This is a genomic window from Streptomyces sp. NPDC048696 (assembly GCF_043198895.1).
Classification (GTDB): domain Bacteria; phylum Actinomycetota; class Actinomycetes; order Streptomycetales; family Streptomycetaceae; genus Streptomyces.
Genome location: NZ_JBICVJ010000001.1, coordinates 470,130 through 496,174 on the forward strand (window position 1 = coordinate 470,130; position 26,045 = coordinate 496,174).

Genomic DNA, 26,045 nt, shown 5'->3' on the forward strand with positions numbered 1-26,045 from the left:
ATGGCCCTGTCCGATGTCCAACTCTCGCTCCTGGCCTTCCCCCAGCGGTGGACCGGCACCGAGTTGCAGGCCCGGGTCCTGCTGCTCCCCGTCGGCGACCCGACCGCGCCGCCCACGCCGACGGCGGGTCTGCCGAAGTTCTCCGGCACGTCCTGGCAGCTGCGGGCGCTGGTCCGGTTGGGCAGGGACGCGCTGTACGGAGGTACGCCCTCCGGTGTGCTGGAGGTCCCGTTCACCGCGACCGCGCCCGCCGGTGCCACCGCGCTGTTCGACGCGCTAGGGCAGCAGTTCCGGATCGAGCCGCCGGAGTCGGACCCGCAGCGCCTGGCCCGCTTGGCCGGCACGTCGTTCCGCAAGCAACTCCCCAGCAGCTACACGGATGCCTTCGCCTTCGAGCGTCCCGGACCGGGCACCACCCTCGGCGAGGAGTTCGGATGCGAACTGCGCGACACGGCTGCCGCCGTCGAGGGCGACCCCAAGCCGCCGCAGCGGATCACCTGGGGTGCCGTCCTCAGCTTCGCGCTGCGCCAGCCCCTGATGGCCCGGACTCTGGGCCTCATCCACGATCTGACGATTCCCGTGGCGGATCCCGCGCAACTCGCCCGGGGCGGTTGGCTCTACCTCGAACTCGACCCCACCGGCCCCGTCACACCGACCGGGACGGACACCGTTCGCCGCTACGCCGCCCTCCTGCCGCCCCTCACCACCGCCGCACGGCCGTTGTTCGCCGCGGTCCTCTTCCCGGTGGGCCTCGCGGGCGGCTACGACACACTGCTCGCCGAGGCGGCCGACTACGACGACGGCTTCGCGAAGATCGTGCACACCGCCCAGGCGGTCACCGCGGACGCCGGGACGAGCGGCCACAACCAGCTCAAGCCCGCCACCGACGCGGGCATCGACGTGGGCTGGGACGACGAGCAGGTGACACTCTGGCTCACCCGGCAGCTCGACGCCCTGCGCGCACGGCTCGACCCGACGGCGAGCGCGCTGGAGGCCCCGCTGGGGGTCGGCGGATACCGTGTCGACGTACGGATGCCGGACGTTCCCGCCCACACCGGCTGGACCTCGCTCTGCCGGGCCCACTCCATCGGCGCCGACGGCAAACCGGCCCCGCTGAGCTTCCCGCCCCCGCCCGCCACGCCGGTCTTCAGCCAGACGTTCCAGGGCGAGCTCACCGTCGAGCCGGTCCCCGCGCGCAGCGTTCACTCGACGACCGGCACCGCGTGGCTGCCCATGTACTTCACCCGCTGGCAGGGCGACTCGCTCGTGGTCGCCGATCCCACCCTGTACGAGCTGATGGGCACCCGGCCGAAAGACGGCAACCACGTCCCCATCGACGTCCCGGCAGCCACCTACGCCGCCCCGGCCACCCCGGTCCCGCTGCGCTACGGCCAACGGTACGAGTTCCGTTGCCGGTTCGCGGATCTGACCGGCGGCGGACCCGGAGTCGACGACACGGTGCTGAGCCCCGGCGACCAGCCCACGGGTGCCACGCGCTTCCTGCGCCACATCCCGCCGAGCACCCTGCGGATCACGACCGACGTCCCGGTACCGGCGCCCCATGAGACCAGGCCCCCGGTGACGACGGTGCATACGATCAAGGTGCGGCGGCCCCTGATCGGCTACCCCGCGCTGGTCTTCGCCGGGGTGGACGCCCCGACAGCCTTCGCCGCGCTGCGCGCCGACGCGCCGACGGCCAAGAAGGAGGGACGCGGAGTCGGCGTGAGCGACCCCGACGTCACCGGTGTCCGCGTGGCGGTCGACGTACGGCTCCCGGCCCACGATCCGCTCGGCACCGACACGGACGGCTTCTACGAGCTCTATCAGCACGAGGCCGCGTTCCCGGCCTACGGGCCCGGTGGCGCCGCGGGCTCCGATCCCGAGGTCGCCTTGACGCTCGACTACGTGGATCAGCCCGACATCGCCACGTTGCCGCGCCCGGCGGACGGTGCCACCACCCTGCCCGTGCCGAGCGCCCGCGACATACGCCTACGCCTGACCGCGGTGTGCGCCGACAAGCCGGACTACTTCGACGAGGACGCCACCCGTACCGGCATGACCAGCCACCTCGCCACCCGGGCCGAGGCCGCCGCGGAATCCGCGCTGTTCCCCGCCGTGACCCCGTCGTGGCTCCACGCGATGTTCCTGCAGCCCGGCCCGGACCCGGCTGATCGCGTCGCGAAGGAGCTGGCCCTGACGGCCCAGGGGCTCGCGCTGAGCGCACGCGCGGGCGAGCGCGTCCTGTTCGGGGTGTCCAACGCCCTGCGCCACACACTGGGCGGCGACCACGCGGCCCTCACCTTCGCCGACGAGGAGCAGCTGCTCGGCCAGTGGATCGTGGCGATCGAGCTGGACCTCGTACGCGACTGGACCTGGGACGGGCTCAAGGACGAGGGCATCGTCGTACACCGCCACCAGGACACCGCGCCCCACACCGACCCCAACGACCTCGGCCCTGTCATAGGCCAGTTGCGGGTCCCGTTCGTGGTGTCCGCCGACGCCATGGCGGACGGCGACGGCGGTACGGCCGCCGGCGGGGCAGGAGCCGACCGCAGGAGAAGGACGCGTCTCATCTTCTTCGACGCCATCGATCCCCAGCCCGCCCCGGGCGCGTTCCCGGCCGAGTCGACCCCGCGTTGGACGTTCGCACCCAAGCTCCTCTCTCCGACGAGCGACGAAGGCACACAGCAACGCGTCCTCTCCGTACGACTGCCCGTCGCGGTGAAGCCACGGCAGACGCCGACCGTGGTGTCGGCGGGGATCGCGCTCTCCCCGTACACCCCCGGCGACGCCTACGCCTCCACCGAACCCCGCCGTCGTGTCCTGTGGTTCGAGCTCGACGAGCCGGTGGCGGATCCGCAGGACGCCGTCTTCGCCAGAGCCGTCAGCTCCGGCCCCGACCCGCTGCTGTCCGGCCGGATCACGAATGGTCTCCGCGCGTTTCCGGACACCTTGAACGGTGCGACCACCTGGTTCGAGCAGGCCGAGGCGGCCCTGCCGAATCCACCGCCTCCACCTCCGCTGCCCATCGACCCGGAACCGATCCGGGTCATCCACCCCCAACAGCCGGACGACGACTCGGGCTTCGGGGCCATGACACGGATGACCGCCGCGAAGCCGACCACCGCCGACCCGTCGCCCCGCCACTTCATCGTGCCGCTGCCGGAGGGTGTCGCCGCCGACGCGCCGGAGCTGTTCGGGTTCTGGACGTACGAGCTGCGCATCGGCCACACACCGGCGCGCTGGTCGACGGCGCAGGCCCGGTTCGGCCGCGCCCTGATCATCAAGGGAGTGCAGCATCCCCCGCCGCTGCTGCGCTGCACGGCCTTGCGCGATCAGCCCTCGCCGTACGAGGCGTCGCAGATCGTCGTCACCGCGCCGTACGCCTGCGCGGTGTTCGAGGGCACCCGCCTCACGAACCTACGACAGGGCGACCCTCGCACCCAGATCTGGGCCCTGCTCTACGGCCAGGTCGTCCAGGCCGACGGCACCGATCACCGCAACGTCCTCCTGGCCCGCGCCCCGGCCCCGCCGCGGCTCGACGACGGCCCCGTCGATCCGCGGCCCGCGTCCCGCGACCTCATCGGCGTCGCCACCTTCGACACGTCGCAGGTCGCGACGGCGCTCGACGACCTGGCCCTGCCCGCCGACACACCGCTGTCGGTGATCACCGTCGAACTGCTCCCCGCCGAGGGCCAACCGCAGCGCGACGCCTCCGCCACGGCCTCCGACCCCCTGGGAGCGGACCTGGGCCTGCTGACCAGCCAACGCATCCTGCGCTGCTCCCCCCTCACCCCGATCCCACCGGCCTGCTGAACCACACGCGCGCGGAATCCCTGCCACGCGAGGTGTCCCCGGTCCGCATCCTGGGCAGGCACCGTCTGGTCCCCGCCACGGGGCGGGAGGCGCTGGGGAGTTCATGGTGTGGCACCCGAAGTGGAGGCGGTCCGGTGTTGTACGCATTCGGCTTCGAGCGGGTCGGCGTCGTCGTCAGTGATCTCTACTTCGTCGATCCCGTACCCGATCCAGGGCAGGAAGGTCCCGAGCGGGGAGTCCGCCTGGAGCTGCGGATGCTGGAGCCGGGCGAGTTGAAAGGTTCCATCTATTCGGCGCGGCCCATCATGATCGACCGTCCGCTGTGGCGCGGCGACCTGCTGGAATCCGCGGACGGCCCGTTCGCGAGCTTCGACCGGACGCATCATCACCCCCGGTTCCGGGCGTGGGAGCCCGGCCGGCGGGTGTTCGTCGAGCAGCTCACCGCGGACCCGTTGGGCTGGGTGGCACAGCGGCTGGGCGACCTGGACGGGCTGCTCAAGGAGGCGGGAGTGGCTCCGGATGAGGTGGGGCCGGATGACTCGGCGGACCTGCGTCGTACGGTTCCGCAGATCATGGACGCGATCAACCTGCTCCTCGACGGGATCCGCGACGGCCGCCTGGCCCGGCCACCGGGGCAGGAGCCGGTCTCCGAGGCCCGGCAGAGCTGGCTGTAGCCGACCCCGGGTGAGGGCGCTGGGGCGGACAGGTGCCTGCCCGCCGCCGATGGGCGGGCAGGCACCCGGGGTGTACGCCGAGACGGGGGACCTCCGCGTACACCGCCACCGGCGACCGGGCCAGGAGAAAGCCGTGTCGCCGGAGCAGAGGGCTGGAACGAGCGTGGCAGCCTCCGCCCACGGCACAACAGCACCCCCTCGGCCAACAACTCCCCGGCCGTGGCCGACGCGCCACGGGTGCCGCCGGTGGTCCGGGGTCCGGGGCGGATGGCGTGCGCCACAGCCGTCTCGTGGCTCATGCTCCGACAACTCATGCAGTCGGCCTGGACCCTGAACCCCTCTGCCACAATCGCCGCATGACTGAGAACGAGGACAACGGCGGCTATCTGCTGGACAATCGACAGTCCGAGGCGGGTGTACGTTTCCGTGCCCTGGCCGAGTTGTTCGACCCGGTGACGTTCCGGCACGTCGACCGGATCGGAATCGGTACCGGTATGCGGTGCTGGGAAGTCGGGGCCGGGGGTCCCTCCGTACCCCTCGGGCTCGCCGCACGCGTCGGTCCGACCGGAACAGTGGTCGCCACCGACATCGACGTGTCCTGGACGCGGGACATCGCCGACGGGGTGATCGAGGTGCTGACCCACGATGTCGCGTCCGATCCCCCGCCGCCCGGCGCCTTCGATCTTGTGCACGCCCGACTGGTCCTGGTGCATGTCGCCGACCGCGCCGAGGCACTGCGCCGGATGGTCCAGGCGCTGCGGCCCGGTGGGTGGCTGCTCCTGGAGGACGCCGACCCCATGTTGATGCCTCGGCTGTGCCCGGACGAGTCGGGTCCTGAACAGCGGCTCGCCAACCGCTTGCGATCGGATTTCCGCACCCTGATGGCCGGGCGCGGCGCGGACCTCGCGTACGGGCGGACCCTGCCCCGGGTGCTCCGCGAGGCCGGTCTGGCCGATGTGCAGGCCGACGCGTACTTCCCGATCACGTCCCCGGCCTGTGCCGTACTGGAGGACGCGACAGTGCGGCAGGTGCGTCACCTTCTGGTCGGGCAGGGCCTTGCCACCGACGAGGAGATCGACCGCCACCTGTCCAACGTCACCGCCGGTCGCCTCGACCTGGCCACCGCCCCGATGATCTCGGCGTGGGGCCGCCGCCCGTAATCCCGTCCCTACCGGCCGGGCGGCTCGATTAGTGTGATCACTTCATCAGCAGGAGCGATCAGGGAGGGGCGTCGTGCGTACGGCACCAATGGCTGTGGCGAGGGCCGTCACAGGGATTTTGGCGTGTGTGACGGCAGGTGCCGCCGTTGTCGGCTGCTCCGGGGGCGGCACGGGCAAGGGACGTTCCGCCGACGAACTGCTTCGTGACGCGAACAGCACGATGAGCGTGCTCCGTTCGGTGACCATTGACTCGAAGACGACCGGTGGCGCGGGCGGCACCTCCTCCAGCCACCAGACCACCGACCTCAAGCACACGTGCGCGGCCAGGACGACCTGGACCTCGGGCGCCGTCTTCGAGCAGATCCGGATCGGCGACACGGACTACGCCCGCCCGAACGGTGAATACCTCAAGGCGGCCGGACACCCGATGACCGGAACGCAGCGGCAGTCGAGGTGGGTCAAGACCCCTACCAGCGCGGCGACGCCCGGGGACGGGCTCGGCGAGTGCACCCGGGAGTTCGCCTCCTTCGGCAAGGCACAGCAGAGTGACCCGGTCGAGGTCGACGGCACCCGCACGATTCCGGTTCAGGTGACGGACCAGGCGGACAAGGGCGGAACGTATACCTTCTACGTCGCCGCCGAGGGCAAGCCGTACATCCTCAAGGTCCTCTACAAGGGAGCGACGCTCCAGAGCACCACGTCGTTCAGTGCCTTCGACAAGCCGATAGACGTACGGGCTCCGGCGGCGGCCGACGTGCTCGACATGGGCTAGTTCGCCGTCCTCCGGCGTGGCGAAACCCGGCCGGCCTCGTGGTCGAGGCCGGCCGGGGGGCGTCAGGCCAGGGTGCGGTCCGTTACCGCCAGGGGCTTGTCGCCGCGGTGGTATCGCACCTCTCGGATGCCGAGCGCCTGGCGCAGTTTGCCCGCGGGCAGGGTCACCGGGGCCGGGGCCGGGCCGTCGCCGGGGTGCGGGAGCGGGTAGGCGGTGGTGGTGGCGCTGTGGAAGGTCACATTGCCCTCGACCCTGCTGAAGAGCTGGTGCACATGGCCGTTGAGGCAGGTCACGGACGAGAAGCGGCGCAGGTACGCCAGCGCCTGCACGGCGTCGTCCGTACCCCAGCCCCAGTTCGGGTACATCGCGAACAGCGGGATGTGGCTGAAGACGACGATCGGGGTGTCGGCCGACAGACCGGCCACGTCCTTGCGGATGAAGTCCAGTTGATCGGTGCCGAGATGGCCGAGCTTCTTGAGGTTGAGGGCGTTGACCAAGGCGATGACGTGCACGCCCTTCATGTCGAAGCTGTACCAGCCGTCCCCGCGGCTGCCCGCGCCGAACGCGGCGCGGTACTTCTGGCCGGCGTCGTCGATGGCGTCGTGCTCACCGGGCACGGTGTGGGTGGAGCCGCTGTGCAGCCCCTTCATCATCTGCTTGACCTGATCGAACTGGCCGGGTGTGGCCAGATGCGTCAGATCACCGGTGTGCATCACGAAGTCGGGGCGTGCGGACAGGGCGTTGACCTGGTCGACGGCACGTGCGAACGAGCCGGTGACATCGGTGTTGGCCGCGCCGTGGAATCCGAGGTGACTGTCGCTGAGCTGCACGAACGACAAGGTGTCGGGTCCGTTCGCCGTCTGCTGGTGGCCGCTGGATCCGGCCACATGGCTGTAGACCTCGCCACCGGCCACGGTGAGGACGACGGCCGAGCCGAACCAGGCCGAGTGGCGCAGGAGTTGACGGCGCGTCATACCGTGCGGGAAGCCGTTCACGGTTGCACCACCACACTGCCGTGCATGAACGGGTGGATGGTGCAGAAGTATGTGTAGGTGCCGGACTTGGTGAAGGTGTACCGGTAGACCCCGCCCGAGTCGAGCGGCGGGGAGTGCAGGGGACCACCCTTGTCGGAGGTCACCGTGTGGGGCTCGTCGTCGGTGTTGGTCCAGGTGACCGTGGTACCCACCCGCACGGTGAGGGCCGCCGGGGCGAACGCGAAGTTCTTCACGGCGACGGCACTGCCCACGGAGGACGGCGCGGAGGCGGCGGGTGATCCGCCGCCTCCGGCCGTCGGGGAGCCCCGCTGAGCCGTCGACGCGGGCATGCCGGTCATCTTCGTTCCCCCGTTCCCGGCATGCGTCGACGTCCCGCAGGAGGCCAGCAGCCCCAGCGCTGCGGCTGTGGCGGCGAACACCGCGCCCCGCTGGGCGACTCGGCGCCGGATCACAGCTGTTCGCATGGATTCCCCCGTCCGGCCCGTCCAGAAGACGGGGCCTTTGTTCCGGCCCCTCTGATACGGACCGCGTGCCGGCCCCGCCGCTCGCGGGGCTCACCCTTGAATAGGCGGCGGGGTTACACCGCCGCCCGCGGGCACGTACACCTGCACCGCGTCCCCCGACTCCCGTACGGCGATCCGGGGCAGCGCGGGCAACGGCCGGGCGAACTGGTGGCGGACCACCTCGCCGGTGACCGCGAACACCGAGTTGTGGCACGGGCAGTCGAGCTGTCCCGCCGCCTGGTTGAGCACGAGGCGGCAGCCCTGGTGCGTACAGACCCCCGACACCGCACGCAGCCGCCCGTCGAGCCGGGCGACGAATCCGGTGACGGCGCCGGTGTCGAAGGCGCGCACAGCGCCGTGCGGCAGCTCGGCACTGGTGGCCACGGTGTGCCAAGTCCCCACGTTCGGCTGGAGAGTCGACGCCTTCGGCGGGCTCTCCTCGGGGTGGTCCCGCAGCAGCGCGCGATCACCGAGGACCGCGGCGGCGGCAGCCGCGGCGGCGAGCGAGGCGCCCCGCACGAACTTTCTGCGGGTGCCCCCCTTCGGGACGTGGCCGGGCTCGTCCAGCTGAGCCGCCAGGCGCTCGTGCAGCGCGGCCACGAACTCCTCGCTCGGGGCACCGGCACCGGGGCGGGCGGCGCGCAGGGTGATCGCCGTGGCGATCTCCGCGGCGTCCTCGGGACGCGCCCGGAACGGTTTGGGGCGGCGCGAGCGCAGCAGAGCCTCGATGTACTTCTCGGCCTCGTCGTCCACCGTCACCCCTCCGTCTCTTCCAGCCGGGCCGCCACCAACGCGGCGTGCCGCAGCGCCCGGTACTGGAGCACCTTCGCGTTGCCGACGGACACGCCGAGTTCCGCGGCCGCCTCCTTCAGCGAACTGGCGTCCAGGAAGCGCAGTTCGAGGATGCGACGGTAGCGGTCGGGCAGCGCGTCCAGGATGCTCCGGGCACGGCGCGGCACGTCGGAGGGCGCCTCCTCGGTATCCGGCTCCTGCTGGGCGTGCTCCTCGGGCAGGTGGGTGACCTCGATGCCGAGGACGCGCCGCCAGTGCGAGGCGAGCACGGTACGCGCGGTGGCCAGCAGATACGCGCGGACCTCGGGCACGGTGGCCGAGGTCCGCAACGGGCGCAGCGCCGCGAGGAAGACCTCGGTGGTGAGGTCCTCCGCGTCGGCGCGGTTGCCGACCTTCGAGAACATCACCCGATAGATCCGGTCCACATTGTCCCGGTAGATCGCCTCCCAGTCGGCGTACGTCTCACCGCCGACAAGGCTGAGCCGGGACGCGCCGGGCCTCCCGCGCGCCCCCGGCCCACGCCCGGGCTCCTTCGACCGGCGCACCGCCATGTCCCACCGCTTCGGCTCGCAGGCTCGGGGTCCAGCCCCGCTTCACCTACAAGTAGCGCGCGGGGTTACGGAGTTGGGGAGACCCGGGGACGAGCCCGTCGGCGGGAATCCGGCCGACGGGCCGGGGAGGGCCGTGGCGGAGCGCGGCGCCCCTGGGTTTTCGGCTACCTGAAGAGGCGGTCGCCGCTGGTGGCCATGCGGTGGGTGCCGCTGTGGTGGCCGACCCAGTCGCGGACGAGGTTGATCGCGTTGGCGCACTGCCAGCTGTCGTCGTACTCGCGCACTCCGGTGAAGGCGCCGTAGCCCGCGATGATGCCGTCCACCCGGGCGTCGCCGAGCAGCTTGTCGACGTACCAGGGGTCGTTGTACGTAGTCGTCCAGGACAGCGTGGCCGCGAGCTTTCCGGCGGCGCGGTCCGAGGCGCCCTTCTTCAGTTCGGCGCAGGTGTTCCAGGTGGCTTCGGTGCAGTTGCCGAACCCCTTGGTGATGTCGGAGTCGCCGTAGTCCATCGCCCGGTGACCGGCCGGGAACCCGGAACCGGAGCGGTTGAAGGCGGCCTGGGCCTGGTCGCGGGTTCCGGTCGTCGTGATGCCCTCCAGACGGCCGAGCCTGCCTTCCAGACTCTGCCAGCCCCGGCCGCCGACGTCCGGGGTGCTGCCGCCGTGGTACTCGTAGAAACCGTAGAGCACCTGGATCCCGGCGGCCGTCAACCGCTGCGCCTTGTCGCGCAGTCCGGCGACGCTGCACCCGCGGTTCGGTGCTTCGCCGCAGTAGTTCGGGTCCTTGATGTCCAGCCAGACCAGCGCCAGCCGGCGCCCCGCGTTGGCGTGCGAGACGATGCGGTCGATCATGCTGTCGAAGCTGGGGCCGAGCCGGTTGTCACCGGCCGAGGAACAGTCGTGGTAAGCGCGCCATTCGTTCGGGTTCCACCAGGCGCACACGTCGATCTCGATGCCGTTGGCGCCGTGCTTGATCGCGGCGTCCACGCCGTTCAGGGTGTCGACGCGGTGCGCGATGGCGTAGATCGCCTGGCGCTGATCGGCGGCCGCCGCACGGGTCGTACCGAGTGCGGTGACACCGACGAGCCCGCACAGGGCCGCCACCAGCGCCACCACCATCCGCGAGCCGATGCCATGGATGCCATGTCGTAAGTGAGTGGTCAAGAAAGGTGCTCCTTCATATCGGCATGTCGTTGGACCGTCCGATCTTGCGGGTTACGGCTGCCCGCCAGCCAGGGAAACCCGACGCTTCGGGACGCTGGAACGCGAAAGCGGTCTGTGACCAGGTCAGATGTAAATGGCATGGAACGCCGGACTGGAACGCTCCTGATCGCACAGGGGCGGGGGTACAGCCCCGGGCACCCCGTACGCCACACCCGGCCGTACTGACGAGTAACAGCTACGGCCTCGCCTCGCCACCTGCCCCGTGCCGCCGGGCGGAGGGAGCGGGGATGTGTGCGGCCCCGCCGATCAGCGGGGGGTGGTGCAGACGGCGAGCGGGTCCGGGCGGCACCCCCGGGAAGCGAATCTGGTTGAGCCCGGATGACCCGTCCGGAATGCCCCCGCCTCCCACCTCCCCGGACAACCGACGTCCCCGGAACAGGAACGGAAACCCCCACGCGATGAGCGCCCTGCCGACCACCCCGGCTTCGCCCGCACCGCCACGCACAGCACTCACACCGACACTCTGCGCATCCGCACCGCTCGCCGCCGCACCGTCGGCGCACAGGTGGCGATGGCGTACGTATCGGATACGCGCCGCCGTACGGCGCACACGGCCCGCGACATGGCAGCAACGCCTGCGCCGCCTCGCCTGGTCGCTCGTCCGCGCCGACCGCCGCACCCCTCGGTCGACGCCGGACCCCGAGAGCTGAGCCCGGGGACATCCTCCCCCCCTCCCGGCCCACCCCCGCCCCCACGCACGAGGTGCCCCCACCATGCCCCGCACCCCCAAAACCTCCCCCGCCCACCCGCTCGCCCAGCTGCGCAAGCGCGACGGCCTGTCGCACGCCGACTACGCCCGGCTCGTCGCCCGTACACACGCCGAGCTCGGCTTCGGCAGCATGGCGGACCGACGGGAGAAGGTCGCCCGCTGGGAATCGGGGCGGGTGACCCCGGAACTCACCGCTCAGCTCACGATCGCCCACCTCCACGGCGTCGTCCGCGCCGATGTGCTGCGCCTCGGCTGGCCGCACTGGCTGCACCTGGCCTCCGACGCGACCGCGCACCTGCACGCGCCCTGGAGCGCCGACGACGCGCTGAGCTCCCTGCGCGCCCTCACCCACCCCCACGGCGGCGACCATCGCGCGTTCCTCACCTGCGAGACGACGCTCGAACAGCTGGCCATGCGATGGCAGGAGCAGACCGTCGCGCCGCAGCCGATCCCGACCCGGCCCGGCTCGCCGTTGGACCCGGCCACGGTGGCGGCACTCGACGCCCGCCATCGGCAGATCCGTACGCTGTATCTCAAGGAGGGCGCGTCGACGACTCGTATCCTCGCGGACAGTGAGCTGCGCCTCGTGTGCGATCTGATCCACACGGCGGGCTACGGGCCCGCGCAGGCACGCCTGTTGCTGTCGGCCGCCGCCAACGCCGCCTGCCTCAGTGGCTGGCTCGCGTACGAACTCGGTGACCATCTCAGGGCACAGGACTCCTACGCCGCCGCCCTGCGGATCAGCGCGCTGGGCGGAGACCTCGAACTGGGCTTGTGGGCCTTGGTGTTGCTGGCCGAGCAGCAGATGAGCACCGGCCATCCGGCGCAGGGGCTGGCTCTTCTCGCACCGGCCGACGATGTCTGCCGGACCCGTGTCGCTCCCGGTTCACGTCTGACGGCGCTGGTCCGGGTCGCCCAGGGCACTGCGTACGCGCTCCACGGCCGACCCGAGGACGCGCTGCGCCACTTCGAGGACGCCCGCACGGCGCACGCCGAGACGTCGCCCGACGTACATCCGTTGTTCACCGATTGGTTGACCCGCGATTCCCTGGAGAATCTCATCGGTATCGGGCTCGTGCACTGCGGGCTGCATCAGCCGGCCCTCGATCAGCTGGCACCGCTCCACGCCGCCGGCCGCACCGCGTCGTCCCTCACCGAACGCGAACGCGCCCTCGCCCACGTACACCTCGGACGCGCCCATCTCGCCCTGGGCGCGGTGGAACACGCTCTCCGGTTCGCCGCACAGACCGCCCGGTTTCTGGCCGCGTCACCGACCTCCACCGTCTCCGCCTGCCTCAAAGCACTCCACGGCGACCTGCGGGCACACCTCCATGTTCCCGCCGTCCAGCAGTACTTCCACACGCTCGGCGACAGCACACTCCTGACCGCACCCTGAGCTCGCGGCGAAGGCACACCTCAAGCACACCGTCCGCTCTGGTATTCAGGACCGTGAACGGATTGTGTGGGGAGTGCGCTGCGATGTCCGCCCGGTCGTTCCACCGTCCGATGGGCCACTGCCTCCCACGCCCTCACGGAACGCCGGGCACGTCACCCCAAGGAAGGCAACCGTGACTCTCCCGCTCACCCTGCCCCAGCCCACCGCTCGCCCTCCCCACGCCCCCCACTCCGGCCCGGCACACGCGGGTACCCCCTGGCGCCGCCCCGCCCCCGGTACCGTCCGCATCCTGCGCTGGCCCGAGCAGGCCGGTCAGCTCGACCAGTGCCGCGCCGACGGGGTACCCCGGCTGCTGCTCGTGGAGGCGGCCACCCCGCCGCCGCGCTGCGTCGACGAACTGGAGGACTGGATCCGTACTCCGGCCGACCCCCAGGACCTCCAGGCCCGCCAGGCCGCCCTCCAGCTCCGGGCCGCTCCCCGCGATCCGGTGCTCGACCGCCACGGCATCGTGCACTTCGGCGGCCAGAGCGTGCCTCTCGCCCCGGGCGAAGCGGACCTGGTCAGGCTGCTGCTCTCCGAGTACCGGGGAATCGTCAGCCGGGAGGACCTGATGGCCCAGATGTGGCCGACGACCGAGGAGCACCGCCGCAACGCCCTGGACGTACGCATCCTGCGCGTCCGCCGACGTCTCGCCCCGCTGGGTCTGGTGATCAAGACGGTGTGGAGCAAGGGATACATGCTGGACACGCAGCACGACACCACCGCCGGACGGCCCGCCGTGCCCGGGACCTGGAGGTGAAGTCCGTGCCCATGTCCGCGAACCAGACGCCGAAGCCGCACCCGGGCCCGAAGCCGAGCGCGACCGCGAGCCCGAACACACCGCACTCCCCCACCCTCGCCCATCTCACCGAGCGGGCCGCCGACCAGTGGCCGCAGGCCCCGGCCCTGAGATGGCGGGAACCCGACGGAACCCTCCACCACCTCACCTTCGCCGAAGCGCACACCGCCGCGGACGAGATCGCCCGCGGGCTGATGGCTCTCGGTCTCGCACCCGGTGACCGGATCGCCGTACAGAGCCGGCTGCGCCCGGAGTGGACCCTTTTGCTGCTCGCCGCCGCCTCCTCGGGCCTGGTGCTGGTGTCCCTGCTCCCCACCACCGTGCCGGAGGAGATCGCCCACGTCCTCAACGACTGCGACGCCAAGGCCGTCATCTGCGAGGACGCCGATCAACTGGCCAAGGTGGAAGCCGCGCGCCCCCGGATCCCCGGGCTGCGCCAGGTGCTGGTGATGGACGAGGTGGCCGGGCGCGACGACCCGCCGCTCACTCTTGCCCGGCTCCGCGCCGCGGGAGAGCACGCCGTGACACCCGCCGCCCTGGCCCGGCGCCGCGCCTCGGTCCGACCCGACGACCTCCTGGTCATCATCTACACATCGGGCACCACGGGCCCGAAGAAGGGCTGTGCGCTCTCGCACGGCAACTACGTGGCCGTCCTGGCGGCCCACCCCTCACCCCCACGGTCCCCGCTGGCCTCGCCGGACGCGAGCAACGGCACCATCTTCGTCGTCACCGGCCCGCACACCATCGCGCTGCTGATGCAGCTGCTCACCTGGTGGTCCGGCTACACCCTCAGCTGGTTCCAGGGCGGCTCGGCCGACGAGATGGCGGCGGAGTTGCAGGCCGCCCGGCCCAGCATCGTCCCGCTCGTCCCGCTGGCCCTGGAGAACATCTACCGCGCCGTCCTGGCGGCCCATCCGGCCGAGCGGCACCCGCAGCTGCTCGACGCCGCCCGCACCGGGTTGCGCGTACGCGAACTGCGGGCCGCCGGGCAACCCGTTCCGGACGACCTCCAGGAGTGGTTCGAGCGTACCGACAGGACCCTGTTCGCCGAGGTGCGCGAGCGCTTCGGCGGAAACCTGCGGCGCGCCACGGTCTCGGGCGCACCGGTCTCGCGGGACATCCTGACGTTCTTCGTGGGATGCGGCCTGCCCCTGGTGGAGTGCTACGGCATGACCGAGACGGCGGCCGCCGCCACCTCCAACACCCCCGACGACAACCGCATCGGCACGGTCGGCAGACCCCTCCCCGGCGTCGAGGTCGCGATCGCCGACGACGGCGAGGTGCTGATCAAGGGCGCCAACGTCTTCCACGGCTACTGGGGTTACGACGAGGGCGAGTTCGGCACCGTTCGTGACGGCTGGCTCCACACGGGCGATCTCGGCGCGATCGACGCCGAGGGATACCTCCACCTCACCGGCCGCAAAAAGGAGCTCGTCCAGCTCTCCAACGGGATGGCCGTCACACCGCACCCCTTCGAACGGGAGCTTCGCGCCCACCCGTTGATCTCCCAGGCCGTGCTCTACGGCGAAGCCCGCCCCCACCTCGTCGCCCTGATCACGCTCGACGCCCGCCAGGCCGCCGACTGGGCGTCGGCCCGGGGGCTGCCGACCGACGTGCCCGCACTCGTCCGCTCACCGGAGCTGCTGGACGAGATACGGGACGCGGTGGAGCGCGCCAACGGCGGCCTCCAGGAGTATTTCCGCGCCCGTGCCTTCCATGTGCTCGACCGGGACCTCAGCGCCGACGCCGGTGAACTGACCGTGTCCCTCAAGGTCGCCCGCCCGGTCGTGCACACCCGGTTCCGCGACCTGTTCGAGTCCCTTTACGACTGACGACCAACGCTGAAAACGCCCGCTGCCCGCACTCCTTGAGTGCGGGCAGCGAGGGGTTTCAGGGATCTCTCTGTCACTCCTCCTTGACACCCACCCTGGCGTACAGGCGGCGCAGCACCGGCGGCGCCCACCAGTTGGCCCGCCCCGCGAGCCGCATCACGGCCGGCACGAGCACACCCCGTACGAGTGTGGCGTCCATCAGCACCGCCAGTGCCAGACCCACCCCGAGCAGCTTCAGGAAGGTGATCCCCGAGGTCGCCAGGGCGATCATGGGCAGCGCGACCAGCACGGACGCGGCGCTGATCAGACGGCCGGTGCGGGCCAGTCCGGTGGCGACGGCCAGGGTGTTGTCGCCAGTCTGCGTGTACGCCTCCTTGATCCGTGAGAGCAGGAAGACCTCGTAGTCCATGGACAGCCCGAAGGCGACGCAGAACATCAGCACCGGCATGGTGACATCCACCATGCCGGTCACCGTGAACTCGCCCACCAGCCAGCTGAGATGGCCTTCCTGGAAGACGTACACCATGGCGCCGAACGTCGCGGTCAGGCTCAGGAGGTTGAGCAGCACGGCCTTGAGCGGGATCAGCACGCTGCCGGTGAACAGGAACAGCAGCACCAGCGTCGCACCGCCGATGATCAGTGCCGCCTCGGGCAGCCGGTCGGCGAGCGCAGCGCGGGTGTCGGTCAGCACGGCGGCGTCGCCGCCGACCAGGACCTCGCCCGGTGCGCTGTGCGCCCGCAGCCGCTGGACCAACGTCGCACCGGCGGACGAGTACGGCTCGACGGACGACACCACCGACAGCCGGGTGGCGGTGTCCGTCGCGAAGGAGGCCGAAGAGGCCGAAGAGGCTGCCTGGACGTGCCGCCCGGCGGTGTAGGAGCCGGTGACGGTGTCCACCCGGGCCACACCCGGAAGCGTCGACAAGTCGGCCGCATAGGCGCCGACCTGCTCCCGGCTCCCGGAGCCGACGTGGGGCAGCACCACGGAAAGGGCGGAGGCCTCCCGGCCGGTGAACTCCTCGCGCAGGAACTGGGCGGTGCGGTGCGCGGGCGCGTCGGCGGGCAGGGCGCGGTCGTCGACCAGCCCGAAGGACACCCGCGCGAACGGCAGGCCGAGCGCGACCAGCAAAGTGACCACACCGACGGTGCACAGCACGGGCCGACGCATGACACCGGCGGCGAGGGGCCGCCAGAAGCCGCCGGAGGCGCCGCGTCGCTCGCGCCGCCGCCACAGCCGCCGTACATCCAGTGCGTCGATGCGCGGTCCAAGCAGGCCCAGCATCGCGGGCAGCACCACCAAGGCCGCGAAGGCGGCGAACACCACCACCGCGATGCCCGCGTAGGCGAACGAGCGCAGGAAGTACAGCGGGAAGACGAGCAGGGCCGACAGGGACAGGGCCACGGTCAGCGCGGAGAACAGCACCGTCCGCCCGGCCGTGCGCATACTCAGCGCCACCGCCTCGACGGTGCTGAGGCCGCGCGTGATCTCCTCCCGGTAGCGGGTGCCGATGAACAGGCTGTAGTCGATCGCCAGGCCGAGTCCGAGCGCCGTGGTGATGTTGATCGAGAAGACGGACACCGGTGTGACCGACGACAGGACCCGCAGCACGAGGAACGCGCCCAGGATGGCGAACCCCCCGATGAGCAGCGGCAGTCCGGCGGCCACCGCACTGCCGAAGACGAGGACCAGGACGATCAGGATGAGCGGGGCCACATACGCCTCGGCGCGCGTCAGATCCCGCTGGCTGTGCTCCTGGATCTCCGCCCCGACCTGCGCGGGCCCGGTGGCCGACAGGGACAGCGCCCCGTGCGGGCCGGTGAAGCGGGGAACCAGTCGCGTCGCGGTGGTGTGTACGCGGTTGTCGTCGCCGCCCAGGCGCAGGAGCACCAGCGCGGAGTGCCCGTCGCGGCCCTTCAGAGCGGAAGCCGACTCTTGCGGGGCCGTCCAGTACGACACGGCCGACTCCACACCTGGTTGCCGGGCGAGCTCGCGGGCGAGGTCCTTTCCGGCGGTCACGGCCTGGGGACCGTCGATCGATCCCGTCGTCCGCGCGAGGAGTACCAGCTGGGGCGCGCCCGCGCCGAAGCGTTCGGCCAGCAGGTGCTCGGCCTTCGTGGACTCCGCCGCCGGGTCGGCGAACCCGCCGGTGGACAGCCGGTTCGCCGCGCCTGCGGTGAAGGGGACGGCGACCGCCGTGGCGAGCAGCACGGCGAGCAGTACGGGCACGCGTCGGCGGACCATTAGTCGCCCCAGCGCCGCGAGCAGGGAGCGGCCCGCCGGTCGGGCGCTGTCGGGCGGCGTGGTCGTGGTGGTGGGGTGGGGGGTTCGGGACACGCTGACTCCTCGGCGTGGGGGCCGGTGATCGGGTGGTGGGCCCGCCGGGGCCCTGCGCTTCAGCACGGGCCCCCTCGGGCCCGGCGTTTCAGCACGTCACGAGACGCGGTCGGTACAGGTCGCACCAGACGTGCAGGTCGAGCAGCTTCTCCAGTGCCAGGCGCTGCCCGGCGCCGTTGCCCGACGCGTCCCATGGGGCATGCGCCAGCCGGTGGGCGACCCGCCGGTCGAACAACTCGAAGACGGGCGCGTGCGCTTGGTCCAGGATCTCGCGCGCCTGTTCCTGGAGGGCCGCGAGATAACCGGCGCCCTGGGTCATGGGGTACGGGCTCTTGGTGCGGCGCCGCACCAGCTCGGGGACGACGTGGCCGGTGGCCGCGCGCAGGATGCTCTTCTCCCGGCCGTCGAAGGTGTGCAGGCTCCAGGGGAGGTTGTAGGCGTACTCGGCGATGCGGTGGTCACAGAACGGCACCCGCACCTCCAGTCCGGCGGCCATGCTGAGCCGGTCCTTGCGGTCGAGCATGCCGCCCAGGCTGCGGGTCAGATGCAGATACAGCAGCTCCCGGGCCCGGCGCTGTGCCGCGTCCTCGCCGTCGACGGTGGGGGCCTCGGCGAGCGCGTCGCGATAGCGTTGCGCGGCGAACTCCGGTATGTCCAGGGCCTCTTGTACGTCCGGGGCGAGGAAGCGGCGTTCCTGGACGACCTGTCCGGTGGCCGCCGTCAGCCAGGGGAAGCCCGCGCCGGCCCGCAGGTCCGGGTCGTGGAACCACCAGTAGCCGCCGAACATCTCGTCCGCGCCCTCCCCGGACAGCGCGACGGTGGAGTGCCGACGGACCGCCTGGAACAGGAGCAGCAGGGAGTGGTCCATGTCGCCGCGGCCGATGGGCAGGTCGCGGGCGGCCACGCACGCGCGGCGCACCTCCGGGTCGGCCAGTGCGGCCGGGTCCAGGACCAGGTTGGTGTGGCGGGCGCCGAGGTGGTCGGCGACGGCCTGGGCGTAGTCGGAGTCGGGGCTCACATTGTGGCCGTCGGGCGCGAAGTGCTCGCTGTGGCCGACGAAGTCGACCGAGAAGGAGCGCAGGGATTCACCGCCGTGGGCGAGTTCGGCGGCGGCGAGTCCCGCGATCGCGCTGGAGTCGAGCCCTCCGGAGAGAAGTGTGCACCGCGGCACGTCGGCGACCAGCTGCTCGCGCACCGCGTCTTCGAGAAGGCTGCGCAGGTGGAGGGTGGTCCGCGCCCGGTCGTCGGTGTGCGGGGCCGCCGTCAGACTCCAGTACGTCCGCTCGCGCAGGCCCGACCGGTCGAGGACGGCGAGGCGGCCCGGGGGAAGTTCGCGCATGCCCTGCCAGATGGCGGTCCCGGGCGTCTTGACCCCGAGCATGATCTCCCGCAGGCCGTCGAGGCCGACGGTGGGAGTGACGTCGGGGTGGGCCAGAATGGCCTTGGGTTCGGACGCGAACAGCACGCCGTCAGCGGTCAGTTGGTAGTAGAGGGGTTTGACGCCGAGGCGGTCGCGTACCAGCAGGAGTGTTTCGGTGCGGCTGTCCCACAGGCCGAAGGCGTACATGCCGACGAGGTGGTCGACCAGGTGCTCGCCCCATTCGAGGTAGGCGCGCAGCACCACCTCGGTGTCGCTGGCCGTGCTGAACCGGTGGCCCCGGCAGCGCAGTTCGGCGCGCAGCTCCTTGAAGTTGTAGACCTCGCCGCTGTAGGTGAGCACCACGGGACCGTGCGCGGTGGGCGCGGTCATGGGCTGGGTGCCGCCTTCGAGGTCGATGATGGACAGGCGGCGGTGGCCCAGCGCGGCGTGCCGGTCGCTCCAGGTGCCGTGGGCGTCCGGGCCGCGCGGGGCCATCGTGGTGGTCATCCGGTCCAGTAGCTGGCGCCGGGCGGTGAGGTCGCCGTCGTACGACACCCAGCCGGTGATTCCGCACATGGTTCAACTCCGAATGTGGGGGCCGGGCACCTGGCCGAGCTGGTGTGCCGTGGTCAGGTGCCCGGCTGCGGGGTCAGGTGCTAGTCGACGAAGACGTGGTCGCCGCGAACGGTCGTGCCGTCGGCCGTGGCCTCGGCCGGGTCGGCCCCCAGGGAGACCACCTTGTTGTCGGCGTCGACGAAGACGACCTTGGGCTGGACGCGCGCGGCCTCCTGGTCCTGGACCATGCCGTAGCTGATGATGATGACCAGGTCCCCGGGGCTGATCAGCCGTGCGGCGGCCCCGTTGATGCCGACGACGCCGGATCCGCGCGGGCCTTCGATGATGTACGTGGAGAGCCGGTTGCCGTTGTTGATGTCGACGATGTCGATCTTCTCGCCCGGCAGCAGTCCGGCGGCGTCCATGAGGTCGGCGCACAGGGTGAGCGAGCCGACGTAGTGGAGGTCGGCCTGGGTGACGGTGGCACGGTGGATCTTGGAAGTGAGCATGGTGCGGTACATGGGTTCGTCCTGTCTGTGTCGGGTGGGGATGAGGGTGGTCAGAGTTGGATGGACTTGGTTTCCAGGAACTCCTCCAGGCCGAACACTCCGTGCTCGCGGCCGTTCCCGGACTGCCCGTAGCCCCCGAAGGGGGCCCGGGGGTTGAAGGGGGCGCCGTTCACCTCGACTTGTCCGGCCCGGATCCGCCGGGCCACCGCCAGGGCGCGGGCCGGGTCGGCGGACCAGACGGCGGCGGCCAGCCCGTAGTCGGTGTCGTTGGCCAGGCGTACGGCGTGGTCCTCGTCGTCGTACGCCTCGATCACCAGCACCGGACCGAACACCTCGTCGTGGTGCACGTCCATGGCGGGGGTGACGTCGGTCAGGACGGTGGGGCGGACGAAGTAGCCGTGTGACAGCCCCTCGGGCGGTTGCGTCCCGCCGCACAGGAGCGTGGCGCCCTGCTCCACGGCGTGCTCGACATGGCCCCGGACGCGCTCGCGCTGGGTGTGCGAGACCAGCGGCCCGAGCTGGGTCGTGGGCTGCGACGGGTCTCCGATGACCGTGGCCTCGGCCGCCGCCTTCGCCATCCGCTCGACCCGGTGCTTCAGAGCGCGGGGCACGAGCAGGCGGGTGAGCGCGCAGCAGGTCTGGCCGTTGTTGAGGAAGGCCCCCGCCACGGCGCGCGGGACGACGGCGGCCGGGTCGGCGTCGGCGAGCAGGACCGTGGGGCTCTTGCCGCCCAGTTCGAGCGTGACACGTTTGACGGTGTCGGCGGCGACCTTGCTGATCCGCCTGCCCACCGCGGTGGAACCGGTGAACGAGACCAGGTCGACGTCCCGATGGCCCGCGATCGCCTCGCCCACCACCGGCCCGGTGCCGCTCACGAGGTTGAAGACACCGGCGGGAACCCCGGCCTCGTCGATGGCCTCGGCCAGCACCCACGCGCTCAGCGGTGCCACCTCGCTGGGCTTGAGCACCACAGTGCTGCCTGCCGCGAGCGCGTAGGCGACCTTCGCCGCCGCCTGGTGGAGGGGGTAGTTCCAGGGGGTGATCGCACCCACCACGCCGACGCCCTCGCGCACGATCAGCGAGTTGGCCTCGCGGCGCTCGTATGAGTACGAGCCGCCGACCTCGGCGGCCGTACGGAAGGTGAGCACGGCCAGGCCGACCTGGGCCATGCGGGCGAACGCGATGGGGGTGCCCACCTCGCGGGCGATCAGCGCGGCGAGTTCCGGGGCCCGGCGTTCGAGACCGTCGGCCACCTCGCGCAGGTAGCGGGCGCGGGTCTCGGCCGGGGTGCGCGACCAGTCGGGGAAGGCGCGCCGTGCCGCGCGCACCGCCGCGTCCACGTCCTTGGGGGTGCCGTCAGGAACACGGCCGATCGGCTGCTCGGTGGTCGGGTCGACCACGTCGATGGTGCGGGAGCCATGGGAGGGGATCCAGGCCCCGTCGACGTATATGTGGTCGCGTACGTGCTCGTGGTTCATGCCGATGATCCTTCGGGCAGGGGGGAACTGGCCGCGACAGCACGCTCGATGTCGTGCAGGGCGGTTTCGAAGGCGGTGAGGTGAGGGAGCAGGAAGAAGACGTGGAGCGCCCCTTCCATCCGGCGCACCGTCGACGGCACACCGGCCCCGCGCAGGCACCGCGCGTACGCCTCTCCCTCGTCGCGCAGCGGGTCGTTGCCCGCGGTGAGGACGAGGACGGGCGGCAGGCCGGAGAACTCGGACGCCAGCAGCGGCGCGGCCAGGGGGTTCGCCGCGGTGAGCGGGTCGGGCAGGTACTGGTCCCAGAAGTACTCCATCGCCGCACGGGTGTTGAGGTAGCCGTCCGCGTTCTCGCGGTAGGAGGCGTACGGGGAGTGCCGGGCCGGAGCCAAGGGGGGACAGATGAGAATGTGCAGCGAGATCTCGGGGCCGTCGTCGTCGGCGGCGGCCATCCGGCAGACGGCCGCGGCCAGGTTTCCCCCGGCGCTCTCCCCCGCCACGATCAGCGCGTGCGGATCGGCGCCGAGTTCGGCGGCCCGGTCCGCGAGCGCGCACACGGCCGCGTACGCGTCGTGGAGCGGGCCGGGGAACTGGGTCTCGGGCGCGAGGCGGTAGCCGACGCTCGCGACGACCGCCCCGGTCGCGTTGGCCAGCCTGCGCAGCGGCAGGTCGACCAGTTCGATGCCGCCCGCGACCCAGCCGCCGCCGTGGAAGAACACCAGCAGGGGGCGCGGGCCCGGTCGCGGCTCGGGCTGGTAGACACGGACCGGGAGCATGCCCGCCTCGCCGGGCACCTGGGTCTCGATGACGCGGGCCACCGGTTCCGGCTCACCCTGCGCCTGGCGCAGTTGGCCCATCAGCACGCGCAGGCGAGGGATGCCGACGCTCTCCAGCGGGGGGAAGTTCTGCTCGCGCAGGGATTGCAGGATGCGGTGCGAGTCGGGATGCAGAGCCATGGTGCTCCTTGCGGTGAGGGGACCGGCGGGCTCGCGCCTCGGCGATTGCCCGATGGGAGGGGCGCGGAAGGTCATGGGCGACGCGGGCGCGGCACGGCGGGCCTGTAGTGGGCCAGGTCGAGCCGGGCGGTCCGGCGGCGGTATTCCAGCGTCTGGCCGGGCCAGTTGTTGGTGACGCGTCCCGAGGCGTGGCGGTACCAGCTGGTGCAGGTCGCCCAGACCGAGCGCCGGGTGCGCCGGGTCATCTCGGCGTCGAAGTCCTGTGCCGCCTCGGGCCGCACTTCGAGGAACTGCCGTCTGCCACAACGGAGTTCGTCGATCGCGGCGCGGATGTACCGGATCTGACTCTCGATCATGTAGACGGCGGATCCGGCGCCGATGTTGGTGTGCGGCCCGTAGACGAGGAACATGTTGGGGAAGTACGGGACGGCCATGCCCAGATACGCGTGTGCTCCCTCGCGCCACACCTGGGACAGCTCGACCCCGTCCCGCCCCCGTACCCGCAGCGAGCTCAGGAACTCGGTGGTGGCGAACCCGGTCGCGTACACGATGGTGTCGACGGTGTGCCGTGTGCCGTCCTCGGTATGGATCGCGTCGGCGGTGATCTCGGCGATCGGCTCGGTGACGAGGGTGACGTCGGGGCGTTCCAGGGCCGGGTAGTAACTGCTGGAGATGCCGACGCGCTTGCAGCCGATCTCGGTGGTGGGGGTGAGTCTCTGTCGCAGCAGCGGGTCGGAGAGGGTGCGCAGTTGCGCCTCGCAGCCCCGGCGCGTCAGCGCGATCGTCGGCCAGCGGCGGGTGAGTCCGCTGACCAGCGACTCGTTGAAGAGCCACCAGCCGAGCCGTGCGGCCTTCTGGCGCAGGGCGCCCTGGGGCCGCGGCGGGAAGTTCCGGTCCCACTTGGGCACGACGTGCGGCGCCGAGCGCTGGAAGACCGTGAGGTGACCCACCTGTTCGGCGATGGCGGGCACGATCTGCAGGGCGCTCGCCCCCGTACCGATCACCGCGACGCGGCGGCCGGTGAGATCGTGCTCGTGGTCCCACCGCGAGGAGTGGAAGGACCGTCCGGCGAACGCGTCCGCGCCACGGATGGCGGGGACGGCGGGCCGGCTCAACTGGCCGCAGGCGGCGATGAACACCTCCGCCTCGACGGTGCGCCCCGCCGCGGTGCGCAGGCACCACAGCGCGCGGTCCTCGTCGAAGGCGGCGTCGACGACCTCCTGGCCCAGGCGCAGATGCGGCTCCACCCGGTGGGCCCGGACACAGGAGCGCAGGTAGTCGAGGATCTCCGGCTGCGGTGCGTACCGCCGTGACCAGCGGTAGCGCGGGGCGAACGAGTAGGAGTACAGCGCGGAGGGGATGTCGCAGGCCGCGCCGGGGTAGGTGTTGTCCCGCCACACTCCGCCGATCTCGGGCGCCTTGTCGAGGACGACGAAGTCGTCGTGGCCCGCCCGCTTGAGGGCGATGGCCATACCGATCCCGCCGAACCCGGCCCCCACGATCGCCACCCGCACACGCCGCTGGTCCGGCCGGGTGGCGCGGGCGGCACTCATCGGTCTTCCCCGGCCCGCGCGGGCGGGATGTTGTGGTTGAAGCGCAGCAGGTTGTCGGGGTCGTACTGGGCCTTGACCCGGGCCAGGCGCCGCAGGCGGGCGTCGTTCCAGAAGGCGTTGACCCGCATATCGGCGTCGTCCTCGCTGACCAGGTTCAAGTAGGCCGCCCCGGTGCCGAAGGCCCGCAGGTCCGCGCCCGCCTGGCGGACCCAGGACCGGCACCGTTCGTTGTCCGCCGGGTCGGCCCACTGGCCGACGATGTGGATCAGCCAGCTCTCCTCGCGGTGGGCGAAGGCCGTGGCGTCGGCGGCGACGCGGGTGGGGGCGGCGTCGAACGGGATGACCTGCATCACCGTTTCGGCGGACGGCAGATCCGCGCCGATGCGGGCGACCGTCGCCCGCTCGGCGGGACCGAACTCCGGCAGGAACTCGCTGGTCCAGTACTGCTGGTGGTCGCGCGGGTTGGCCGGGTCGAGCATCGACTGCACATCGACGAGCGGCATGGGCGCGATCATGTCGACCAGCGGATCACCGAACGTACGGAACCGCTCGACGGCCGCCCAGCCGTCGTCGACGGCGCCCGCGTAGCGCAGGAAGAAGGCGACGACCGGTCGTCCGGCGTGCTCGGCGGGGAAGAACTCCAGCGAGGGCACCCGGAGGAACACCACATCGGTGCTGAGTTCGTCGGGGGTGTCGGCGATCTGCTCGTGCAGGAACTCCAGGACCGCGGGCGCCTCTTCCACCGGGTAGGCGACGATGCCGGCCAGCATCATCGGGCCCACGGGGTGTGCCTGGAACTCGAACGAGGTGACCACGCCGAAGTTCCCGCCGCCGCCGCGCAGCGCCCAGAACAGCTCCGGGTTGTTCCCGGCGTCGGCGACCACCAACTCGCCGCTCACCGTGACCATGTCGACGGACAGCAGATTGTCGCAGGTCAGGCCGTACTTCCTCTGGAGCATGCCCATGCCGCCGCTGAGTGTGAGACCCGCGATGCCGGTCTCGGACACCTGACCGCTGGGCACGGCGAGACCGTGCAGCTGGGTCTCGCGGTCCACATCGCCCAGGGTGGCGCCCGCCTCGACGCGCACGGTGCGGCGCACCGGGTCGACACGGACCCCGCGCATCAGCGACATGTCGATCAGGAGCCCGCCGTCGCAGGTGCCGTGACCGGCGATGCTGTGGCCGCCGCCGCGCACGCCGACGGCGAGACCCTGCTCGCGGGCGAAGGCCAGCGCCGCCACGACATCGGCGGTGCCCCGGCAGCGGGCGATGGCCGCGGGCCTGCGGTCGATCATCGCGTTGAAGACCTTGCGCCGCACGTCGTACTCGGGATCCTGCGGGGTGATCAGTTCTCCTTGCAGCGCGGCACGCAGCTGCTCAAAGGCCGGGGAATTCATGCCTTGCCTCCTGGGGGCTGTCGGCGTCTCGAACGTTCCGAAGAGTGCGAAAGGAGGGCCGGGTGGTGCGGGGCCACCGGGCCGGAACTGCTCAGCTGCGGGACTCGGCCGCCTCGGCGCGCCGGCGCGCGATGAACTCCTCGAACTTGTCGTGGAGTTCGTCGGTCGCGCGCATGAGACGGCCGGTGGCGGGGTCGACCAGCGAGTGCACCGAGTGGGCCTCCGCCAGGAGCCGCCCGCCGTTGGTGCGGTAGATCTCGTAGTAGCACTCCAGATGCCGGCGCGGGGTGATCGCCCAGGTCCTGATGGTCAGGTCCTCCAGATACTTCGCGGGCTCGTGGAAGCGCGCGCGGAAGTTCGTCGTGGTGATCGTGTAGTTCCAGAAGTCGACTCCGACGGCCAGCGCGAAGGCCTCCCGACCCAGGTCGAACCAGGGCACGTAGCTGGCGTAGTAGGCGTGTCCCTGCACGTCGCACTCGCCCCAGCGGACCCGGGCGGACGTTTCGATGTGGTTCCAGCCTTCGATTCCGGAGACCGATTCAACCCAGCGCGGCATGCTGCCTCATTTCGTCTTCGGGGGTCGGAAAGATGGGCTCGGAGAAATACGGGTTCCTCGACGAGCACCGGAGTGCGGACAGTGG

The 26,045-nt window shown here is 71.5% G+C and carries 20 protein-coding genes; 7 read left to right on the forward strand and 13 right to left on the reverse strand.

Annotated features, from left to right (window positions below):
- From ACGFRG_RS02090 to ACGFRG_RS02105, 4 genes are all read left to right on the forward strand, one after another.
- Positions 1 to 3,816, forward strand: a complete 3,816-nt coding sequence (locus ACGFRG_RS02090; RefSeq protein WP_393260423.1) for a hypothetical protein — start codon at positions 1 to 3, stop codon at positions 3,814 to 3,816.
- 134 nt (positions 3,817 to 3,950) lie between these two features.
- Positions 3,951 to 4,490 carry a hypothetical protein gene (locus ACGFRG_RS02095; RefSeq protein ID WP_361417106.1) on the forward strand — a complete coding sequence of 180 codons (540 nt, stop codon included), beginning with the start codon at positions 3,951 to 3,953 and terminating at the stop codon, positions 4,488 to 4,490.
- 356 nt (positions 4,491 to 4,846) lie between these two features.
- A complete protein-coding gene (locus ACGFRG_RS02100) occupies positions 4,847 to 5,650 on the forward strand; it encodes a methyltransferase domain-containing protein (RefSeq protein ID WP_393260426.1) in 804 nt (267 codons plus the stop codon).
- Positions 5,651 to 5,777: 127 nt separating this feature from the next.
- Positions 5,778 to 6,422, forward strand: coding sequence for a hypothetical protein (locus ACGFRG_RS02105; protein ID WP_393260428.1), 645 nt, complete (start codon positions 5,778 to 5,780; stop codon positions 6,420 to 6,422).
- 62 nt (positions 6,423 to 6,484) lie between these two features.
- Here the strand turns inward: ACGFRG_RS02105 and ACGFRG_RS02110 are convergent, their stop codons facing one another.
- The 5 genes from ACGFRG_RS02110 to ACGFRG_RS02130 form a co-directional block, all read right to left on the reverse strand.
- On the reverse strand, positions 6,485 to 7,417 hold the full coding sequence (locus ACGFRG_RS02110) for a metallophosphoesterase (protein ID WP_361417115.1): 933 nt from the start codon (positions 7,415 to 7,417) through the stop codon (positions 6,485 to 6,487).
- Positions 7,414 to 7,881, reverse strand: a complete 468-nt coding sequence (locus ACGFRG_RS02115; RefSeq protein ID WP_361417118.1) for a cupredoxin family copper-binding protein — start codon at positions 7,879 to 7,881, stop codon at positions 7,414 to 7,416. The genes ACGFRG_RS02110 and ACGFRG_RS02115 overlap by 4 nt, the downstream gene beginning before the upstream one ends.
- A gap of 90 nt (positions 7,882 to 7,971) precedes the next feature.
- A complete protein-coding gene (locus ACGFRG_RS02120) occupies positions 7,972 to 8,673 on the reverse strand; it encodes a Rieske (2Fe-2S) protein (RefSeq protein ID WP_361417121.1) in 702 nt (233 codons plus the stop codon).
- A 2-nt stretch (positions 8,674 to 8,675) separates the two neighbouring features.
- A complete protein-coding gene (locus ACGFRG_RS02125; RefSeq protein WP_361417124.1) occupies positions 8,676 to 9,263 on the reverse strand; it encodes an RNA polymerase sigma factor in 588 nt (195 codons plus the stop codon).
- A 164-nt stretch (positions 9,264 to 9,427) separates the two neighbouring features.
- Positions 9,428 to 10,426 carry a phospholipase gene (locus tag ACGFRG_RS02130; RefSeq protein ID WP_393260433.1) on the reverse strand — a complete coding sequence of 333 codons (999 nt, stop codon included), beginning with the start codon at positions 10,424 to 10,426 and terminating at the stop codon, positions 9,428 to 9,430.
- 773 nt (positions 10,427 to 11,199) lie between these two features.
- Here ACGFRG_RS02130 and ACGFRG_RS02135 point away from each other — a divergent pair.
- The 3 genes from ACGFRG_RS02135 to ACGFRG_RS02145 all read left to right on the forward strand — a co-directional run bounded on the left by ACGFRG_RS02135 (position 11,200) and on the right by ACGFRG_RS02145 (position 15,261).
- Entirely contained in the window at positions 11,200 to 12,591 is a 1,392-nt protein-coding gene (locus ACGFRG_RS02135) for a hypothetical protein (RefSeq protein WP_361417130.1), read from the forward strand.
- A gap of 172 nt (positions 12,592 to 12,763) precedes the next feature.
- Entirely contained in the window at positions 12,764 to 13,390 is a 627-nt protein-coding gene (locus ACGFRG_RS02140) for a winged helix-turn-helix domain-containing protein (RefSeq protein ID WP_361417133.1), read from the forward strand.
- A gap of 11 nt (positions 13,391 to 13,401) precedes the next feature.
- On the forward strand, positions 13,402 to 15,261 hold the full coding sequence (locus ACGFRG_RS02145) for an AMP-dependent synthetase/ligase (RefSeq protein WP_393260808.1): 1,860 nt from the start codon (positions 13,402 to 13,404) through the stop codon (positions 15,259 to 15,261).
- A 73-nt stretch (positions 15,262 to 15,334) separates the two neighbouring features.
- Here the strand turns inward: ACGFRG_RS02145 and ACGFRG_RS02150 are convergent, their stop codons facing one another.
- The 8 genes from ACGFRG_RS02150 to ACGFRG_RS02185 form a co-directional block, all read right to left on the reverse strand.
- Entirely contained in the window at positions 15,335 to 17,503 is a 2,169-nt protein-coding gene (locus tag ACGFRG_RS02150; RefSeq protein ID WP_393260437.1) for an MMPL family transporter, read from the reverse strand.
- A 181-nt stretch (positions 17,504 to 17,684) separates the two neighbouring features.
- On the reverse strand, positions 17,685 to 19,532 hold the full coding sequence (gene asnB / locus ACGFRG_RS02155; RefSeq protein WP_393260440.1) for an asparagine synthase (glutamine-hydrolyzing): 1,848 nt from the start codon (positions 19,530 to 19,532) through the stop codon (positions 17,685 to 17,687).
- An 80-nt stretch (positions 19,533 to 19,612) separates the two neighbouring features.
- Positions 19,613 to 20,032, reverse strand: a complete 420-nt coding sequence (gene panD, locus ACGFRG_RS02160) for an aspartate 1-decarboxylase (RefSeq protein WP_361417142.1) — start codon at positions 20,030 to 20,032, stop codon at positions 19,613 to 19,615.
- Between the two features lie 38 nt (positions 20,033 to 20,070).
- The gene (locus ACGFRG_RS02165) at positions 20,071 to 21,498 is read right to left on the reverse strand and encodes an aldehyde dehydrogenase family protein (protein ID WP_393260443.1); all 1,428 of its coding nucleotides are present in this window, start codon (positions 21,496 to 21,498) and stop codon (positions 20,071 to 20,073) included.
- Positions 21,495 to 22,454: an alpha/beta hydrolase gene (locus tag ACGFRG_RS02170; RefSeq protein ID WP_393260446.1), complete on the reverse strand. Its 960-nt coding sequence runs from the start codon at positions 22,452 to 22,454 to the stop codon at positions 21,495 to 21,497. Before ACGFRG_RS02170 ends, ACGFRG_RS02165 begins: the two co-directional genes overlap by 4 nt.
- Before the next feature lie 71 nt (positions 22,455 to 22,525).
- The gene (locus ACGFRG_RS02175) at positions 22,526 to 24,007 is read right to left on the reverse strand and encodes a flavin-containing monooxygenase (protein WP_393260449.1); all 1,482 of its coding nucleotides are present in this window, start codon (positions 24,005 to 24,007) and stop codon (positions 22,526 to 22,528) included.
- Entirely contained in the window at positions 24,004 to 25,404 is a 1,401-nt protein-coding gene (locus ACGFRG_RS02180; protein ID WP_393260452.1) for an FAD-binding oxidoreductase, read from the reverse strand. Before ACGFRG_RS02180 ends, ACGFRG_RS02175 begins: the two co-directional genes overlap by 4 nt.
- 91 nt (positions 25,405 to 25,495) lie before the next feature.
- On the reverse strand, positions 25,496 to 25,960 hold the full coding sequence (locus tag ACGFRG_RS02185) for a thioesterase family protein (RefSeq protein ID WP_361417157.1): 465 nt from the start codon (positions 25,958 to 25,960) through the stop codon (positions 25,496 to 25,498).
- Positions 25,961 to 26,045 lie beyond the last annotated feature (85 nt).